Below are 17,045 nucleotides of genomic sequence, written 5' to 3'. Positions count from 1 at the left end.
AGCCCGGTTAGGGGGATGCGCGTCGGGGGGCGTCGAAGGGCGCCGTCATGGCGCCCCGTCCTCACGCTCGTGAAGCTGGCGCGTCAGGTGGTGAGGAGTTCCTGCACGATCGCCGGCAGGGCGACCTCGATGGGCCGCCGGTCGACGGCGTCGGCGAGCCGATCGTACGGGGTGGGCTCGGCGTTCACGATCAGGATGCGCGCGCCCGACTCCGCGGCGACGGCGGTGAGGCTCGCCGCGGGCTGCACCGTGAGCGTGGACCCGACGGCGATGAAGACGTCACTGGTCGCCGCGGCCTCGACGGCGGCGTCGAGGACGTCGGAGGGGAGCGGCTCGCCGAACATCACCACGTCGGTGGCGAGCGGGCCGCCGCACCGCGCGCAGTGCGGGTCCGGGTCGGCGTCGAGGCGGGCCAGGACATCGGCGGTGGGCTCGGTGGCGCCGCACCGCAGGCAGCGCGTGCCGGGCAGGCTGCCGTGCAGCTCGTGCACCTTCGACGCGGGGACGCCCGCCTTCTGGTGGAGCCCGTCGAAATTCTGCGTGGCGACGGCCTGCAGCGCCCCGCCCCGGTCCAGGTCCACCAGCGCGCGGTGCCCGGGGGTCGGCTGGGCCGTCCAGACCGGGTGGTCGCGCCACATCTGCCAGGCGCGGCGCCGGATGTCCGGCTCGGCGAGGTACCAGTCGAGCTCGAGCAGGCGCGAGGCCTCCGGGTCGCGGGTCCACACGCCGTTCGGGCCCCGGAAGTCGGGGATGCCGGAGCCGGTGGAGATGCCCGCGCCGGTCAGCACGGTGACCGAGGGGCGGGTCGAGGGGGTCTGCGCTGCGTCTGCCACCCGCCTGACGCTACGCCCGGGACCTGACGGCCGTGGCCCGGCTCCCGGGCGCAGCGGGAGGCGGGGTCAGTCGGCGGGGGCGGAGGCCGCCGGGTCCCAGGCCGCGACGAGCCGCTCGACGGCGGCAATGCGCTCCGCTGCGGCCTGCGCCTGCTCGGCCGGGTCGGTGGACGTGCTGGCCGCGGCGAGGCCCACCAGGAACGCGGTCACCGGCGCGCCAGGGCGGCTGGGGCCGTGCGCGACGTGGTTGATGAGCGCCAGCAGCCCGGTGGTGTTCGCGTCCAGCACCGAGCGGTCGACGCCGAGCTCGGCGCACACCCCGTCCAGCCAGGCGTTCATCACCGCCATCTTCTGCGTCTCGTCGCCGCGGTCCCGTGCGGCGCCGCCGCTCATGACCGCTCCGTGGCGACGACCTCGTTCATCCACTGCCAGGCGGCGACCGTCGCGGGGAACCCGCGCGTCGTCAGCCCCAGCAGGATGACCTGCTCGACCTCGTCGAGGGTCGCGCCGGCCGCGAGGGCCTTGCGCACGTTCGAGCGGACGGCGCCGTCCGCCTGCGATCCCACCGCGATGCCGAGCTTGACCAGCCGCGTCGTCTTCTCGTCCAAAGGCCCGGCGGCGTCGACGGCCCGGGCGAGTGCGTCTTGCGTGTGCGCGACGTCGGGGAAGCGCTCGCGGAAGCCGACGTAGACGTCGGGGAGGTGCTCCGGCACGGTTGCTCTCCTTCTGGCGGGCTCGCCCGCCGGGTCGACTGTGTCCCGTCAGCGTGGCACGGGCGCCGCTTCCCGCTCCGGCGGGCACGCGGAGCCCGCGCGGCACGGGCGCGTCTTCCGCCGACGGTAGACGGGCCCGGCGCCGGTGCTGCGGGACGATGGGCCCGCCTCGTGCCGGCGCCGTCTCACTCTGGCGCAGCGGTCGCGGGCCCGGCCGACACACCACACCCTGGAACCGTGGCCACACCGACGGGGGCGAGGTGGAAGGCGCCGTTGCTGGCGCTCCCCGTCGTCGCGCTCGTGCTCGTCGGCGCCGTGTGGGTCGGCCAGCAGTCATTCGTCTACCACCCGGCCCGCGTGCCCGTGCCCCCCGCCGCCGAGCGGCTCCCCGGCGCGCAGGACGTCGCGTTGCGGACCTCGGACGGCCTGGATCTGGGCGCCTGGTGGCTCCCCCCGGCGGAGGGCTGCCGCGCTGCGGTGCTCCTGGCCCACGGCAATGGCGGCAACCGCTCGGACCGGGCCGCGCTCGCTGGCGCGCTGAACGAGCACGGCTTCGGGGTGCTGATGTTCGACTACCGCGGGTACGGCGGAAACGCGGGCAGGCCCACGGAGGCTGGGCTGGCGCTCGACGTCCGCGCGGCGCGCGCGTACCTGCTCGACGAGATGGGGATCGACGAGCAGGACCTGGTCTATCTGGGCGAGAGCCTGGGCACGGCCGTGGTCTCCGAGCTCGCCGTCGAGCACCCGCCGGCCGCGCTGGTGCTGCGCTCACCCCTGACCTCCCTCGACGAGGTGGGCCACGCCCTGTACCGGGTGCCGGTGGGCTGGCTGCTGCGCGACCGGTACCTCGTGCGGGAGAACGTGGGCAGGCTCGCCGTGCCGACAGCGGTGGTCTACGGCACCGGCGACGCGATCGTGCCGGCCGCGCAGAGCCGGGATGTCGCGCGGACAGCGCGCGAGGCGGGCGTGGACGTCCTCGAGGTCGAGGTGCCCGGCGCCGGGCACAACGACGAGGTGCTGGCCGAAGGGCCGGCGCTGATCGACGCGCTCATGGCGGTCGCGGTGCGCGGGGGCGTGCGCGGCTGCCGGTGATGTCCCGAGCCGCTGAGCCGCCCGAGGGCTGGGCACGAGAAAGGCGGGGTGCGCACGCCTCCCCGCCATGTCCAACGTATAGCCCACCGGGGGGCTTGCGGCAAGACCCGGGCGGCCGCGCAGAATCCTCGATCTGAGCCAGCGCCCCAGTGCCAGTGCCCACGAGACGTGCCAGTGCCGAGACCTCGGAGCCGATGACGTGAACCCCCTGACCATGAGCGCGTTCGACCTCCCCGACCATGTGGCCGCCAAGGCCGACCCGGCCCTGATCGCCGATGACGAGCACCACTTCTCGGCGATCGCCCACGCCCTGGAGCAGTCGACCGCGGAGCTGTCCGAGCGCCTCGACGCGGCGCGCAAGGCCCCCGGCGGGAGCGGCCAGGCGGCGTTGGACCGGGACCAGGAGATCCACCGGCTCACGGCGCGGCTGCGCGCCCTGAGCCGTTTCGGGCTGGACCTGTGCCTCGGGCGCATGGTGGGCGCCGACGGCGAGATGGTGCACGTCGGACGGCTCGGGCTCACGGACCGCTCGGGGCAGCGGGTGCTGATCGACTGGCGTTCCCCGGCGGCCGAGCCGTTCTTCGGGGCCACCCACGCCGACCCGATGGGCCTGGTGAGCCGGCGCCGGTACCGCTGGACCGGCGGGCGGGTCACCGACTACTGGGACGAGGTGTTCGCCCCCGACGCTGAGGCCGCTCGCGGCGCTGACGGCGGCGTCGGGCTCGAGCACCATCCGGCGCTCGACGACCAGTCCGCCTTCATCGCCAGCCTGGGCGGTGATCGGTCGGACCGGATGCGGGACGTGCTCGGCACCATCCAGGCCGATCAGGACGCGATCATCCGCGCGGGGTCACGCGGCGCGCTCGTCGTCGACGGAGGCCCAGGCACGGGCAAGACCGTCGTCGCCCTGCACCGCACCGCGTACCTGCTGTACTCCGACCCCCGACTGGGGCGCCTGCGTGGCGGCGTGCTGTTCGTGGGGCCCCACCAGCCGTACCTGGCCTACGTCTCCGACGTGCTGCCGAGCCTGGGGGAGGAGGGCGTGCAGACCTGCACGCTGCGCGACCTCGTTCCCGAGGGCGCCACCGCGACGATCGAGACGGACCCGCGGGTCGCCCGGCTGAAGGCGGACGCGCGCATGGTGGCGGCGATCGAACCCGCCGTGCGGTTCTCCGAGCGACCGCCCACGGAGGGGATGGAGGTCCAGACCCCCTGGGCGGACGTGTGGCTGAGCCCGACGGACTGGGTCGAGGCCTTCGGGGCGGTCGAGGCAGGGACCCCGCACAACGAGGGGCGCGACGAGGCGTGGGAGGCGCTGCTCGAGATCCTCGCGGACAAGGTCCGCGACGAGTCAGGCGCCGACCCCGACGCCGAGGACGCCGTCCCCGCGGACCAGCTGCGCCGATCGCTCGCGCAGGACGAGGACCTGGTGCGCGCCTTCAAGCGCGCGTGGCCGCTGCTCGAGCCCGCCGACCTGGTCGGGGACCTGTGGGACGTGCCCGCCTACCTGCGCCTGTGCGCGCCCTGGCTCGAGCCGGAGGAGGTCCGGCTGCTCCAGCGAGCGGAGCCCCAGGCGTGGACCGTGGCCGACCTGCCTCTTCTGGATGCCGCCCGGCAGCGGCTCGGCGACCCGGGAGAGTCGCGTCGACGGCGGCGTCGTGAGGCGGTGCTCGCCGCCGACCGCGCGCGCATGGCCGACGTCGTCGACGACCTGATCGAGTCCGACGACTCCACGCTCGCGGTGATGCACATGCTGCGCGGCGACGACCTGCAGGCCGCCCTGGTCGACGACTCCGTCGCGCCGGCCGCCGCGCCTGACCAGCTCGCCGGCCCGTTCGCGCACATCGTCGTCGACGAGGCGCAGGAGCTCACCGACGCCGAGTGGCAGATGCTCCTGCTCCGCTGCCCGTCGCGGAGCCTCACGATCGTCGGGGACCGCGCGCAGGCCAGGCACGGCTTTCCGGAGCCGTGGGAGGAGCGGCTGCGGCGGGTGGGGATCGACCGGGTCGAGCGGGTCTCGCTGAGCATCAACTACCGGACGCCGGTCGAGGTCATGGCGGAGGCGGAGCCGGTCATCCGCGCCGTGCTGCCGGACGCCAACGTCCCCACCTCCGTCCGCCGCGGCGGAGTCCCCGTGGCGCACGGGTTTGTCCGCGACCTGGGGGCAGTGCTCGACGCGTGGCTCGCCGAGCACTCCAGCGGCACCGCCTGCGTGATCGGCGACCGCACGTTCGCCGGGACCTCGCGCGTCCGGTCGCTGAGCCCGGAGCTGGCGAAGGGCCTCGAGTTCGACTTGGTCGTGCTGGTCGATCCGGAGCGCTTCGGGCAGGGCGCCGAGGGCGCTGTCGACCGCTACGTCGCGATGACCCGCGCGACCCAGCGGCTCGTCGTCCTCACGAGCGGCTGATGCCGGTCCGCCCTGACACCCCGGCGCCGGTCCTAGATCAGCGCCCGCCGCTCGACCTGCTCGAAGGAGCCCGCCGCGTCGGCCCGCCGTCCCCACAGCCGCACCTCGCCGGCCGCGAGCGACGCCGGCACGTCCACGATGCGCTGATTCGCGCTGCCCCGGAACTGCAGCCCCGGGTCGCGCAGCTCGCTGCGGAACGGGCCGTCCACCAGCACATCGACCTCGCGGAGCAGCGCCACCTTGTCGTCGCTGTCGGCCAGCAGCTCCTCGAACGTGTAGCCCGACCACGCCCACACGTCCTTGGAGTGGCCGAAGGCCTGGCGCAGCCTCCCGACGAGCCGCAGGCAGACGGCCGTGTTGAGGAACGGCTCGCCGCCCAGCAGCGTCAGGCCCTGCACCGACTCGTGGCCCAGGTCCGCGAGGATCCGGTCCTCGAGCTCGTCGGTGTACGGGCGGCCGTAGCGGAAGCTCCACGTGGCCTCGTTGAAGCAGCCCTCGCACGCGAACAGGCAGCCGCTCACGTACAGGCTGCAGCGCACGCCTTCGCCGTCGACGAACTGGAACGGCTTGTAGTCGCCGACATGGCCCTGGCTGAGCTTCTCGGACAACCACTCGCGGGGGAGCGGGGCGCGCACCTCAGGCCTAGCCCTGGTCGGGCATGTGCTTGACCCGGGACGCGATCTCGGTGTGCCGGCCGTGCACCATGGGCCGGGCCTGCGGGTTGCCCAGGTAGCCGCAGGTGCGCTTGACCACGTCACAGGTCAGCGGGTCGGCGTTGCCGCACTCGGGGCACTCGAACCCGCGCGCGGTCGCGTCGAAGTCGCCCGAGTAGCCGCAGGCGTAGCAGCGGTCGATCGGGGTGTTCGTGCCCAGGTAGCCGACCCGGTCGTAGGCGTAGTCCCACACGGCCTCGAGGGCTCGCGGGTTCTGCTGCAGCACCGGGTACTCGCAGTAGTGGATGAACCCGCCCGACGCGTAGGCCGGGTAGTCCATCTCGAAGTCCAGCTTCTCGAACGGCGTGGGGTTCTTGCGCACGTCGTAGTGGAAGCTGTTCGTGTAGTAGTCCTTGTCGGTGATGTCCGCGACGGACCCGAACTTGGCCTTGTCGAGCCGGCAGAACCGGTCGGTCAGGCTCTCGCTGGGGGTCGAGTACACGCTGAACTGGTAGCCGTTCTCCCGGCTCCACGCGCTCGTGCTGTCGTGCAGCGTGCGCAGGATGTCGAGGGTGAACGCCTTCGCCTCGGGGTCGCCCTCCCAGGCGCCGCCGAAGAACGCCGCCGCGACCTCGTACAGGCCGATGAACCCCAGGGACACCGTGGCGCGGCCGTCCTTGAACAGCGCGTCCACGTTGTCCCCGGCCGCGAGCCGCTCGCCGAACGCCCCGTACACGTAGAGGATCGGCGCGTTGGCGGGCGAGGCCTCCTTGCAGCGCTCGATCCGGAACACCAGCGCGTCCCGCGCGATGGCCAGGCGCTCGTCGAGGATCGCCCAGAACCGCTCGACGCTGCCCTGTGCCTCGAGGGCGATGCGCGGGAGGTTGAGGGTGACGACCCCGAGGTTCATCCGGCCCTCGGAGACGTCGTTGCCGTCGGCGTCCTGCCAGCCCTGCAGGAACGAGCGGCAGCCCATCGGCACCTTGAAGCTGCCGGTCAGCTCGACGATCCGGTCGTAGTTGAGGATGTCGGGGTACATGCGCTTGGTCGAGCACTCGAGGGCGAGCTGCTTGATGTCGTAGTTCGGGTCGCCCTCGTCGAGGTTGAGGCCGCGCTTGAGCGTGAAGATCAGCTTGGGGAAGATCGCGGTGCGCTTCTCACTGCCCAGCCCGTCGATGCGGATCTGCAGGATGGCCTTCTGGATCTCGCGCTCGAACCAGCTCGAGCCCAGCCCGAAGCCGAGCGACGTGAACGGCGTCTGCCCGTTCGACGTGAACAGGGTGTTGATCTCGTACTCGAGGCTCTGCATCGCGTCGTAGATGTCCTTGCGCGTGCGCTCCTCGGCGTACTGGTGGTGCAGCGCCTCGTCCGCGACCCACCGCTCGGCGTCGGCCAGGTGCTTGGCGAAGTTCCGCTCCGCGTACGGGGCCAACAGCTCGTCGATGCGGTTGGCCGAGCAGCCGCCGTACTGGCTCGAGGAGACGTTCGCGATGATCTGCGAGATCTGCGCGGTGGCCGTCTGGATCGAGCGGGGCGGCTCGACATCGGCGTTGCCGATCCGGAACCCCTTGCTGAGCATCGTCTGGAAGTCGATGAGGCAGCAGTTCGTCATCGGCGCGTAGGGGTGGTAATCGAGGTCGTGGTAGTGGATGTCGCCCTTCTGGTGGGCGTTCGCCACGTGCGGGGGCAGCATCTTCAACCCGATCGCCTTGCCCACCGCGCCCGCCGTCAGGTCGCGCTGCGTGTTGAACACGTCGCTGTCCTTGTTGGCGTTCTCGTTGACGATCGACTGGTCCTTGTCGATCAGCCGGACGATCGAGTGGTTGATGTCGGTCGCCTTGCTGCGCGCGAAGTCCCGCTGGATGCGGTAGCTGATGTACGCCTCGGCGACGGCGTACTCGTGGCTGTCCAGCAGCACGTGCTCCACCACGTTCTGGATCTCGTAGATCTTCACGTCCACGGTGAACCGGGACGCCAGCTCGCGGTTGATCCGCGCGACCAGGTCACGCAGCGTGCGGTGCGTCATGGGCGTCGGCTCGCCGTGCACCTCGGCGAAGGCCTTGGCCAGCGCCGCGAAGATCCGCTCGTCGTCGAACGGGAGCCGCCGACCGTCGCGCTTGGCGACCATCAGCCCTCGCGTGCCAGTCGGCGCCGGTGTGGCGGCCGCCGCGGGGGAGTCGGTCTGCAGCATGCGCGTGCCTTCCTCGGCCGCTCACCCGGCGGGCGGCGTCGCGCGCGACCAGGCCGGGAGCATGCTCCTGGCGGTGCGCTGACGGCCGATGGCGAGGCTGCGGGAATCCGGAGCGCACCGCGGGCTGAACGACAAGATGTGGTGGGTCAGGTGACCGCTAGACGCTAGATCTAGTGCTGCCGAATGGAGGGGGCCGTAGGTCCCGGGTGGTGCCTGCCACAGCGTGCGCGCCCGCTGGCCTGCTGATGTGCGCCTACGCCGAGCAGCGACACCAGAGGCGCAGCACGTGGGACTGGCCTGCTCGGATGCCCTCACGCGTGACTTTGATGTCGATCGTCGTCTCAGCGCTCGCGCTGTCGGGTTGCGTCATCACGCCGCCGCTGGTCGAGACTGGTGAGATCGCCCACGACAGGAGAATGCGAGGCGGCGTTCGCGAACCTGGCAGACGCGACCGCTCCGGATCTTGGCGCCCTGGTCACGGTCACCCTCGATGACTGTTCGCTCGAAGCGTGGCATCTGCAGAATGCGACACTTCAGCCTGACCTTCCCGTTGAGCGGGTCTCTGACCCGCAGGAGCAACTCGCGAAGCTCTGCGTCGACGAGCGCTGGGAGTCGACAAGGGCGTGCAGGGAAGCGGCAGAGCAGTACTGAGGTCACGCCGGGGCGGGTGCCTGTCCGCCCCGGCGCGGTGTGGGGGGAACTTCCCGTCATCCGGCTCATGACGCCCATGGCGTACGCCCTGCCCGTCGTCCCGGCCGACGAGGCCTCGCCACCGGACGCCGGCGGCGTGCCGGAGCCGATATCCAGCACGCGGGCGCCCGGGGTCGCAGCCACGACCGCTCCCGCCGCTCCCGTCCCGACGCCCACGCAGACGCGGGCCGCAGGTCGCGAGGCGTTCACCGGCGCCGACGTCACCGCGTCGTGCGGCGCCTGAGCGAAGTCCACCGCGGCAGGGCCGCGGCCCTCGGAGCCGCGTACCGCGCTCCGTCGCTACTCGACCATCGCGGAGTTACCGCAGGGCGCCAAGATGCCAAGGTCAGCGCTGCCCACGGCGACGATGGTCTCAATGCGGTCGGCGGTCACGGCGGCTGCCGCGCCCAGGACGACAAGCTCCGCGCACGGGCCGCCGGTGAAGTGGTGAACGTTGACGGCGGTGTGGATGCGACCGCCGATGTCGATCGAGGTCGAGCGCGTGGTCGAATGCGTGACCCGGGCTCCCGAACAGGAGCTGGCTCGAACCAGACAGGTCCGCGCCGTGGTGCTCCTCCAGCTCGGCGAGCCTGCGGTCGCGCCAGGGACCGCGCAGGCGTGCCTCGGTCGCGACGTAGTCGCTCACGACGTCGCGGCGGTCGACGCCGACCGCGCGCAGGGCCAGCGCGACCGTCAGGCCGGTGCGGTCCTTGCCCGCCGTGCAGTGCACGAGCACGGCCGAGGACGCCTCGGCGTCGGCGATCGCCCGGACGGCGTCCGTGAGGCCCGGCGCGCACGCCGTGACCACGTGGGTGTAGAGCTCCGTCAGCCGCACACGTCGGCTCACGAACGACTCGGCCGTCCCACCGAACACGGGCCGACGCACGACGTGGAACCCGCGCTCGACGAAGACGGATGCGGTCTCGAGCGCCTCGTCGTCCTCGCGGAGGTCGATCACCGTGCCCACGGGCACGTCGGCGAGCGCTCGCAGATCCACCGGCTCGTGCGGCATGTCCGCGCGCAGCAGGCTCCGCCAGCGTGCCGTCGCGGTCGCGCCGATGCGGTACCCACCGACGTCCCGCAGGTTGGCGAAGCCCGGCACGGCGAGATCTCGCGTGGGCGCTGCGTGCGCGGCCGGGAGGCGGCGCCCAGGGCGTCGAGCACGGCTCCGCCCCGGTCGGTCACTGCGCCCATCGCCTTCACCTCAGCCTCGCCCCGGCGTGCGCCGTTCCGGGGCATGTCCCCAGCATTCGTGCGACATTAGTGACAGCAGTTCCCCGGGCATTGATCGAGCCCGCGCCGCGAGACGATGTGAGAGCGCGAACCGGAATGTGAACGCTTTCGAAGGTGCTGCGACGATTCGCGTGACAACGCCCCGCCGGGGGCCGCGAGAGTGGGTCACCCCAGCGCGGCAAGAGCGGACGACCGAATGGACGAATCATGACCGACGAACGCGACGAGTTCTCGTTCCTGCCCGACGACGCGCGCGACGTCGGTCGCACCGACCCGCTCCCGGAGGTCCGGCGGGTCGAGGTCGACGCGGGTGACGGGCGCGTGAGCGCGCTCGCATGGGGCCCCTCACCCGCACGTGTCGTCCTGCTGCACGGCGCCGCGCTCAACGCGCACACCTGGGACGCGACAGTGCTGGCCGGGGGGTTCGCGGCCCTCGCGCTCGACCTGCCGGGGCACGGTGACTCGGCGTGGCGCGACGACGGCGACTACGGCCCGGAGACGCTCGGACCGGTCGTCGCGCGCGCACTCGACCGATGGGTCTCGCACGGCCTCGTCGAGCGGGGTGCGACGCTCGTCGGGCAGTCCCTCGGCGGCCTGATTGGCGCCGTCGTCGCCGCGTACGACCCGGGACTGGTCGCCCACCTCGTGCTCGTGGACATCCTGCCGCTGCCGCCGGGCGCCGCGCGCGAGGTCGAGGCGTTCCTCGCCGGGCCCGCCGAGTTCGCCTCGCGTGACGAGATCGTCGCCCGGGCGCTGGCGTTCGGTCTCGGCGGCGGGCGGGACCGGCTCGAGCGGGGTGTGCACCTCAACACGCGCGTGCGACCCGACGGCACGGTCGTGTGGAAGCACCACCTCGCGACGCTCGGCGGCCGGGCGGTGCTCCGGCTCGACGCCGACACGCTCTGGACGACGATCGAGGGCCTCGGGATCCCGGTCGACCTTGTGCGCGCGGGCCGGGGGCTGCTGACGGCCGAGGCCGCGGCCGAGCTGACGCGACGTTCGCCCGGCGCGCGCGCGGTCGTCGTGGACGCCGGCCACAACATCCAGGAGGACGCGCCGGTCGAGCTCGCCGGCGTCTTGACGGAGCTGATCGGCCGCGACGTTTCGTAACAAGCGGTCGCGATCCGAGAATTCCGTCCGCACGCTTGCCGGCAGAGGTGCGGGCGACGGTGTGATGGCGCTACGCGTGCTCCTACGGAAATGCGCCGGGTCGTTCTTTCCGGCGGCCAGGTGATGACCTGCGCCCGATGTCGTCGACCGTCCTGCGGCTGAACCACACCCGCCGCACCGACAGCACGGCCTCCGACGGGGACCTGTCGACCCGCCAGCACCTGCCGCCTTCTGGCGGCCTAGGAGCAGGTGTCGCAGACGCCGGTCGCCGGGAGGGTCATCGAGCATGTCGGGCAGATCGCGACCGGGGCCTCGCGGACCGGGGCAGGCCGGGTCGCCGTCGTGGTGGCGGCGCGGGGAGCCCGCGGCGCCCGGGCCGCACGTGCGGGGCGTGCTGCGGCCCGCGAAGCCGACGCGGGCTCGGTCACCTCGAAGCCGCGCTTGCGCAGGATCTCCACGGAGTTCGGCAGTCCGCCGTCAACCTCGGCCACGCTCGCCAGCCGACCCGTCGCGAAGCGGTGCGCGACCCCGAGGATCGCCTTCGCGTCGTAGGAGCGGCCCTCGTGGAGGAGTGTGTAGTCCGTCGACAGCCCGAGGCCGAAGACGTGGTGGAAGCTGTCGGAGCCGCGGTCGTCGTACTCGGCGATCGCCTGCAAGATGTGCTGTTTTGCCACGGAAGAGAACGTTGCCACGATCGAGAAGCCTACGACTCGGTCCTGGACGCCCGTTCGGCCCCTGGCCGAGCCCTGCGAAGGCTGGCGCGACGACGCGGCGTTGGTGCGCGTCGTCGCGCGTGGGTTACGTTCGCCCGATGCCGATCCTGACGCCCACCGTCGCACTGGGTCGATCCCCCCGATGAGCACCGCCGCGGTCATCGGCGGCGGCCCGGCGGGGCTGATCGCCGCCGAGACACTGGCCCGGGCGGGTGTCGAGGTCACGGTCTACGACCGGATGCCGTCCGTCGGCCGCCGGTTCCTGCTGGCCGGGCACGGCGGGCTGAACATCACACACTCCGAGGATCGCGACCGGATGCTGGCCCGGTACGGCCGGTCCGCCGAGCGGATCGCGCCGATGCTCGACGTGTTCAGCCCGGACGATCTGCGCGACTGGTGTGCGGGCCTGGGGGAGCCGACGTTCGTCGGGTCGAGCGGGCGGGTGTTCCCACAGGCGTTCCGCGCGACGCCCCTGATGCGGGCGTGGCTGGCGCGCCTGGCCGAGCTCGGCGTGCGGATCGAGACCCGGCATCGCTGGGCCGGATGGGCCGAAGGCACGGGTGCGCTGCGGTTCACCCGAGGCGACGGCGAGGCAGTCGAGGCCACCCCGGAGGTCGCGCTCTTCGCGCTCGGTGGCGCCTCCTGGCCGCGGCTGGGCGCCGACGGCGGGTGGGTTGAGCTGTTCGAAGAGCGTGGCGCCGCGGTGACTCCGTTGCGCGCCGCGAACGTCGGGGTGCAGGTCGCGTGGACCAACGTCTTCGCCGACCGGTTCGCGGGCACGCCGTTGAAGAACGTGGGCCTGACCGTCCTCGGGCGCGACCAGTCCGGGCGCGGCGACGCGATGCTGACCCGCACCGGCATCGAGGGCGGCCCCGTCTACGCGATCGGCGCCGCCATCCGCGACGCCCTCGACGCCGACGGTGAGTGCGTCCTCCACGTCGACCTCCGCCCCGACCTGACCGTCGACCAGCTCGCCGAGCGACTGCGGCGCCGTCGGCCGAAGGACTCCGCGTCGAGCACCCTGCGCCGCCTCGGCCTCGACCCGGCGGCGATCGGCCTGCTCCGCGAGGCCGCCGGCGGTGCCCTGCCGACCGAGCCCACCGCCGCCGCCGAGCTGGTCAAGGCGGTGCCGGTCGTGGTGACCGCGACGATGCCGATCGACCGGGCCATCTCGACCGCGGGCGGCCTCGCCTGGTCGGAGGTCGACGAGTCGCTGATGGTCCGCCGGCTGCCCGGCACCTTCGTCGCGGGCGAGATGCTCGACTGGGAGGCGCCCACCGGCGGCTACCTGCTGCAGGCCTCGTTCAGCACCGGCGTGGTCGCGGCGCACGGGGCGCTGGCGTGGCTCCGCGGCGAGAGCGCCCGCCGCTCACGCTGAGCGTCCGTACCCGAAGACGTGAAGGCTGACCACGTCGACTTCGCGCCGAGGGTCGCCGAAGAACGCGCCGAGCCGCTGCAGCACCCGCGTGTACGGCCGCTCGCGCGCCGCGCCAGCCTCATTCCAGTTGGCATTCGGCACCACCAGGAAAAGGTGTTGGGCGTCGGGAGCGACGTGGGTCTTCCACAGGTCCTTGAGGTCGTGATTGTTCGTCGTGGTGCCACCCCGCTCCACCTCCGCGATGGGGCCCCGCCCAGGAGCCAGGCCGTAGACGAAGTCGGGACGGGCAAGTGTCGTGAAGCCATTGCTGGGAGTCAGGATGACTTCCTCGCGGAATCCAAGGTGCTCGCGGAGCATGATCGACACGATGGTCTGCACAGCGCTGCTCTGAGCCCGGTGCACATGCACGAGGTCAATCTCGGCCGACGAGGCCTGCAGGTGGTTGTGCAGCTCAACAGCGAGCCGATCGACCTCCTCGAGCTCGCGGGAGTCGTCGGGACTCAGCACGCTGCGCACGAAACGCTGGTACCGGACGTCCACGGTCGGAGCTTCACAGCTGCCATTCCGTGCAGCTAGCGCCAATCAGGCGACCTCGATGCGGTGTGCTGGTTGTCGCCAAGTAGTCACGGTGGTTCCTTGAGCGACTGGCGCAGCATGCCGATCCATCACGCATGGGGGAATTCGAGACGAGAGAGTGGCGCCGCCACGGCAAGGACCGCACCTACGTCATCGACACCGCATCTGGAATGCAGATCGGCTACCGGGATAACAGCAGCGGGGCGCTGGTGCCGTCCGATTCGAGCACCGCTGGGGCCCTCGGGCGCTGGGCCGAGTGTGCTTCGGGGGCGTCTGTGATCCCGGAGCCGCGTATCGAGAGCTGCTCTCTTCCACTTCCGGTCGATCCAGGTGCCTCAGACTCTGGAGGCTCGACTCGGTTGAGCGACGAAGACCTGAGCGGGCGACGGGCAGGGAGCGCTGCGCGTGCGCGGGCCCTCGAAGAACTCGAGGCCCGGAAGGCTCGGTCCGGCAGGTTCCGCACCTGGCTTGGGCGCATCTTCGACGTGCGCACCGACGAGCGTGCGTGGCGCATCGGCGCCGATGCGGAAGAGACGATCGGCAGAGAGCTCGAGCGCCTCACCCGGCATGGATGGAAGGTCCTTCACTCCGTGCCTGTCGGCTTGGGCGGATCCGATATCGACCACGTGCTGATCGGCCCGCCTGGCGTGTTCACTGTCAACTCCAAGCACCACCCGGGCGCCAGTGTGTGGGTAGTGCCCCGGCAAGTCCGCGTGAACAACCAGCCGGTGCCGTACCTGCGGAATTCGCGCCATGAGGCTGCCCGCGCGGCCAGACTGCTCTCGGCTGCCTCAGGCGTCGCCGTGACGGCGACAGCGGTCCTCGTCTTCCGACTCGGATCCGGGGCCTTGCGGATCCGCGAGCAGCCCGGCGACGTGCTGGTCTACCGCGCCACACGGGCCTACAAGCCGCTGCGAAAGCTCCCCTCACGCCTGACCCCAGAGCAAGTGGACCGCATCTACGACGCCGCGCGCTGGCGGTCCACCTGGCAGCCGCGCTGAACCAAGGCGCCAGATGGGGGAGCAGGGAGGGGGTAAAGCGCGCCCTCGATCCGCGGCGACGTCGAAGGGCCCGTCTCCCACAGTGCTGCGGGTGACGGGCCCTTCGGTGCGCGGAGGATGGGGGATTCGAACCCCCGAGGGCTTTCACCCAACACGCTTTCCAAGCGTGCGCCATAGGCCACTAGGCGAATCCTCCCGGCCGGATGAGGATACCCGACGCCGCTGCGACCTGGGTACACGGCCCAGGCCGGGTCAGCCGCCGGTGCGGTACGAGACGATCGGGGGCAGCGTCGCCCCTGCTCGGAGCCCTTCGAGGACCAGCAGCTCGTGCGGCACAACGGGCGAGGGCAGGGCGTCGAGCGGGAACCACTCCATCGCGGCGCACTTGGCCGGCTCCATGATGCAGGGCTCACCGGCCCAGGCGCGGCTCTCGAAGAAGACGTCGCAGCGCTGCTCGACCTGCGGCCCGCCCACCTGGTAGCGGTGCAGCATCGTCAGGGGCACGAGGTCCTCGACGCGGACGCGCACGCCGGCCTCCTCCCACAGCTCGCGGGCGGCGCCCTCGTGCACGGACTCGCCGGGCTCGACGTGCCCGGCCATCGTGGCCCAGTGCTCATCCATGTACCCGGTCCCGCGGCGCAGCTGCAGCAGCACCTGGTCGTCGCGGCGCAGCACCACGTAGGACGCGGCGACCAGCAGGGCCCGGTCGGTGGCGTGGTCGTCGGGCGCGTAGTGCTCAGGCATCCGGCGAGTGTGGCACGGGCGTCCCACGAGGCGCCGCCTGCCCTGGTCCGCTGTCAGCCCTACTCCGCCGAGGTGCTGGGCGCTAGCGTGACGGGACCCGTCGACGTCGATGGCCTCGCCTGGAGGAGAACCGTGACCGCGAACCCCTCGATCGCCAGCACCGGTGTCAGCACGCTCGTCGGCCACGTCATCGGCGGCGCCCCGACGCCGGGCGTGGGCGATCGTCGCCAGGACGTCTTCGACCCGGCGACCGGCCAGGTGACCGCGCAGGTCGTGCTCGCCGATCAGGCTGACATCGACGCGGTGGTCGCAGCGGCCCTCGCAGCGGCCGACGCGTGGGCGCAGACCCCGCTGGGCAAGCGCGCCGCGGTGATGTTCGCGTTCCGGGAGCAGCTCATCGCCCGGACGGCCGAGCTGGCGGCGGTGATCACGGCGGAGCACGGCAAGGTGCTCTCGGACGCGGTGGGCGAGATCGGCCGCGGGCTCGAGGTCGTGGAGTTCGCGTGCGGCATCCCGCAGCTGCTCAAGGGCGAGTACTCGGACCAAGTCGCCACCGATGTGGACGTGTTCTCGTTCCGGGAGCCGCTCGGTGTCGTGGCGGGCATCACCCCCTTCAACTTCCCGGCGATGGTGCCGCTGTGGATGGCGCCGATGGCCATTGCCACCGGCAACGCGTTCATCCTCAAGCCGTCCGAGCGTGACCCCTCGGCGTCGTTGCTGCTCGCGGAGATGTGGGCGGACGCGGGTCTGCCCGATGGCGTGTTCTCGGTGCTGCAGGGCGACCGGGTCGCCGTGGACGGGCTGCTCACGCACCCGGACGTCGCGGCGGTGTCCTTCGTCGGCTCCACCGCCGTCGCGAAGCACGTGCACGCCACGGCCACCGCGCACGGCAAGCGGGTGCAGGCTCTGGGCGGCGCCAAGAACCACGCGGTGGTGCTGGCCGACGCCGACCTCGACCTGGCGGCCACCCACCTGACGGCGGCGGCGTTCGGCGCCGCGGGGGAGCGGTGCATGGCGGTGTCGGTGGCGCTCGTCGCCGACTCGGTGGCCGACGCGCTGCTCGAGCGGCTGCGCGCCGCGGCCCTGGCGGTGCGGGTGGCGCCGGGAAGCGACCCGGCGTCGGACATGGGCCCGGTGATCACGCGTGCCGCCCAGCAGCGCATCGAGCAGATCGTCACCGAGGCGGTCGACGGCGGCGCGCGGGCGCTCGTCGACGGCCGCGGGCACACCGTGGCCGGCCACGAGGGCGGCTTCTTCGTGGGGCCGACGGTGCTCGACGGCGTGTCCACCGACATGCGGGCCTACGCCGAGGAGGTGTTCGGCCCGGTGCTCGTGGTGCTGCGGGTGGCGGGCCTCACGGAGGCGATCGAGATCGTCAACGCGAACCCTTACGGGAACGGGACCGCCCTGTTCACGGCCTCCGGCGACGCGGCCCGCACCTTCCAGCGCTCGGTGTCCGTGGGCATGATCGGCATCAACGTGCCGATCCCGGTGCCGGTGGGCTGGCACTCGTTCGGCGGGTGGAAGGACTCGCTGTTTGGCGAGAGCCACGTCTACGGGCCTGAGGCCGTCCGCTTCTACACCCGCGGCAAAGTCGTCACCAGCCGCTGGCCGCGCTCGACGGCCACGTCCTTCCACTTCGGGCGGACGACAGCCGGCTGAGCGGGCACGCGAGTGGGCCCCGGCGCCGAAGCGCCGGGGCCCGCTGTGG

The 17,045-nt window shown here is 72.3% G+C and carries 16 protein-coding genes and 1 tRNA gene; 7 read left to right on the top strand and 10 right to left on the bottom strand.

Annotated elements, in window-relative coordinates; genetic code table 11:
• Window positions 1-83: 83 nt before the first annotated feature.
• From NP064_RS15030 to NP064_RS15020, 3 genes are all read right to left on the bottom strand, one after another.
• Complete coding sequence (locus NP064_RS15030; RefSeq protein WP_227570049.1) at window positions 84-833, bottom strand: SIR2 family NAD-dependent protein deacylase; 750 nt, start codon at window positions 831-833, stop codon at window positions 84-86.
• A 66-nt stretch (window positions 834-899) separates the two neighbouring features.
• A complete protein-coding gene (locus NP064_RS15025) occupies window positions 900-1,226 on the bottom strand; it encodes a DUF6457 domain-containing protein (RefSeq protein ID WP_227570050.1) in 327 nt (108 codons plus the stop codon).
• Window positions 1,223-1,546, bottom strand: a complete 324-nt coding sequence (locus NP064_RS15020) for a carboxymuconolactone decarboxylase family protein (protein ID WP_227570051.1) — start codon at window positions 1,544-1,546, stop codon at window positions 1,223-1,225. The genes NP064_RS15025 and NP064_RS15020 overlap by 4 nt, the downstream gene beginning before the upstream one ends.
• Before the next feature lie 237 nt (window positions 1,547-1,783).
• Between NP064_RS15020 and NP064_RS15015 the strand changes: the two genes are divergently transcribed.
• Together NP064_RS15015 and helR are read left to right on the top strand one after the other, a co-directional pair.
• Complete coding sequence (locus NP064_RS15015; RefSeq protein WP_256813659.1) at window positions 1,784-2,638, top strand: alpha/beta hydrolase; 855 nt, start codon at window positions 1,784-1,786, stop codon at window positions 2,636-2,638.
• A gap of 199 nt (window positions 2,639-2,837) precedes the next feature.
• Window positions 2,838-5,045 carry an RNA polymerase recycling motor ATPase HelR gene (gene helR / locus NP064_RS15010; RefSeq protein ID WP_372456400.1) on the top strand — a complete coding sequence of 736 codons (2,208 nt, stop codon included), beginning with the start codon at window positions 2,838-2,840 and terminating at the stop codon, window positions 5,043-5,045.
• 32 nt (window positions 5,046-5,077) lie between these two features.
• Here helR and nrdG read toward each other — a convergent pair whose 3' ends face one another.
• Window positions 5,078-5,680 carry an anaerobic ribonucleoside-triphosphate reductase activating protein gene (gene nrdG, locus NP064_RS15005; RefSeq protein WP_227570053.1) on the bottom strand — a complete coding sequence of 201 codons (603 nt, stop codon included), beginning with the start codon at window positions 5,678-5,680 and terminating at the stop codon, window positions 5,078-5,080.
• A gap of 7 nt (window positions 5,681-5,687) precedes the next feature.
• Window positions 5,688-7,889 carry an anaerobic ribonucleoside-triphosphate reductase gene (gene nrdD, locus NP064_RS15000; protein WP_227570054.1) on the bottom strand — a complete coding sequence of 734 codons (2,202 nt, stop codon included), beginning with the start codon at window positions 7,887-7,889 and terminating at the stop codon, window positions 5,688-5,690.
• A gap of 667 nt (window positions 7,890-8,556) precedes the next feature.
• On the opposite strand from nrdD, the gene NP064_RS14995 reads away from it, so the two are divergent.
• Complete coding sequence (locus NP064_RS14995; protein ID WP_227570055.1) at window positions 8,557-8,823, top strand: hypothetical protein; 267 nt, start codon at window positions 8,557-8,559, stop codon at window positions 8,821-8,823.
• A gap of 129 nt (window positions 8,824-8,952) precedes the next feature.
• Here NP064_RS14995 and NP064_RS14990 read toward each other — a convergent pair whose 3' ends face one another.
• Complete coding sequence (locus NP064_RS14990; RefSeq protein WP_227570056.1) at window positions 8,953-9,681, bottom strand: tyrosine-protein phosphatase; 729 nt, start codon at window positions 9,679-9,681, stop codon at window positions 8,953-8,955.
• 338 nt (window positions 9,682-10,019) lie between these two features.
• On the opposite strand from NP064_RS14990, the gene NP064_RS14985 reads away from it, so the two are divergent.
• Window positions 10,020-10,922 (top strand): alpha/beta fold hydrolase, encoded by a 903-nt coding sequence (locus tag NP064_RS14985; RefSeq protein WP_227570057.1) that lies wholly within the window; start codon window positions 10,020-10,022, stop codon window positions 10,920-10,922.
• A 239-nt stretch (window positions 10,923-11,161) separates the two neighbouring features.
• Here NP064_RS14985 and NP064_RS14980 read toward each other — a convergent pair whose 3' ends face one another.
• On the bottom strand, window positions 11,162-11,596 hold the full coding sequence (locus NP064_RS14980; protein WP_227570058.1) for a ScoMcrA-related endonuclease: 435 nt from the start codon (window positions 11,594-11,596) through the stop codon (window positions 11,162-11,164).
• A gap of 181 nt (window positions 11,597-11,777) precedes the next feature.
• Between NP064_RS14980 and NP064_RS14975 the strand changes: the two genes are divergently transcribed.
• Window positions 11,778-13,013, top strand: a complete 1,236-nt coding sequence (locus NP064_RS14975; RefSeq protein WP_227570059.1) for a BaiN/RdsA family NAD(P)/FAD-dependent oxidoreductase — start codon at window positions 11,778-11,780, stop codon at window positions 13,011-13,013.
• Here NP064_RS14975 and NP064_RS14970 read toward each other — a convergent pair.
• Window positions 13,005-13,553: a hypothetical protein gene (locus tag NP064_RS14970; RefSeq protein WP_227570060.1), complete on the bottom strand. Its 549-nt coding sequence runs from the start codon at window positions 13,551-13,553 to the stop codon at window positions 13,005-13,007. The two genes, NP064_RS14975 and NP064_RS14970, sit on opposite strands and share 9 nt — an antisense overlap.
• Window positions 13,554-13,684: 131 nt before the next feature.
• Here NP064_RS14970 and NP064_RS14965 point away from each other — a divergent pair, with 131 nt between their 5' ends.
• Window positions 13,685-14,590: a nuclease-related domain-containing protein gene (locus NP064_RS14965; protein WP_227570061.1), complete on the top strand. Its 906-nt coding sequence runs from the start codon at window positions 13,685-13,687 to the stop codon at window positions 14,588-14,590.
• Between the two features lie 111 nt (window positions 14,591-14,701).
• Here the strand turns inward: NP064_RS14965 and NP064_RS14960 are convergent.
• Together NP064_RS14960 and NP064_RS14955 are read right to left on the bottom strand one after the other, a co-directional pair.
• Window positions 14,702-14,786 (bottom strand) — tRNA-Ser (locus NP064_RS14960).
• 56 nt (window positions 14,787-14,842) lie between these two features.
• Entirely contained in the window at window positions 14,843-15,334 is a 492-nt protein-coding gene (locus tag NP064_RS14955) for an NUDIX hydrolase (protein ID WP_227570062.1), read from the bottom strand.
• A 150-nt stretch (window positions 15,335-15,484) separates the two neighbouring features.
• On the opposite strand from NP064_RS14955, the gene NP064_RS14950 reads away from it, so the two are divergent.
• Entirely contained in the window at window positions 15,485-16,996 is a 1,512-nt protein-coding gene (locus tag NP064_RS14950; RefSeq protein ID WP_227570151.1) for a CoA-acylating methylmalonate-semialdehyde dehydrogenase, read from the top strand.
• Window positions 16,997-17,045: the final 49 nt, after the last annotated feature.

The sequence above is a fragment of the Cellulomonas chengniuliangii genome, assembly GCF_024508335.1.
Lineage (GTDB): Bacteria > Actinomycetota > Actinomycetes > Actinomycetales > Cellulomonadaceae > Cellulomonas_A > Cellulomonas_A chengniuliangii.
The sequence above is the reverse complement of the archived record's forward strand: the minus strand, read 5'-3'. Positions and strand labels throughout refer to the sequence as shown.

Coding starts and splice junctions, on each gene's coding strand:
- NP064_RS15025 (WP_227570050.1), bottom strand. CDS start 1,226: ATGAGCGGCGGCGCCGCACGGGACCGCGGCGACGAGACGCAGAAGATG.
- nrdD (WP_227570054.1), bottom strand. CDS start 7,889: ATGCTGCAGACCGACTCCCCCGCGGCGGCCGCCACACCGGCGCCGACT.
- NP064_RS14985 (WP_227570057.1), top strand. CDS start 10,020: ATGACCGACGAACGCGACGAGTTCTCGTTCCTGCCCGACGACGCGCGC.
- NP064_RS14975 (WP_227570059.1), top strand. CDS start 11,778: ATGAGCACCGCCGCGGTCATCGGCGGCGGCCCGGCGGGGCTGATCGCC.
- NP064_RS14965 (WP_227570061.1), top strand. CDS start 13,685: ATGGGGGAATTCGAGACGAGAGAGTGGCGCCGCCACGGCAAGGACCGC.
- NP064_RS14955 (WP_227570062.1), bottom strand. CDS start 15,334: ATGCCTGAGCACTACGCGCCCGACGACCACGCCACCGACCGGGCCCTG.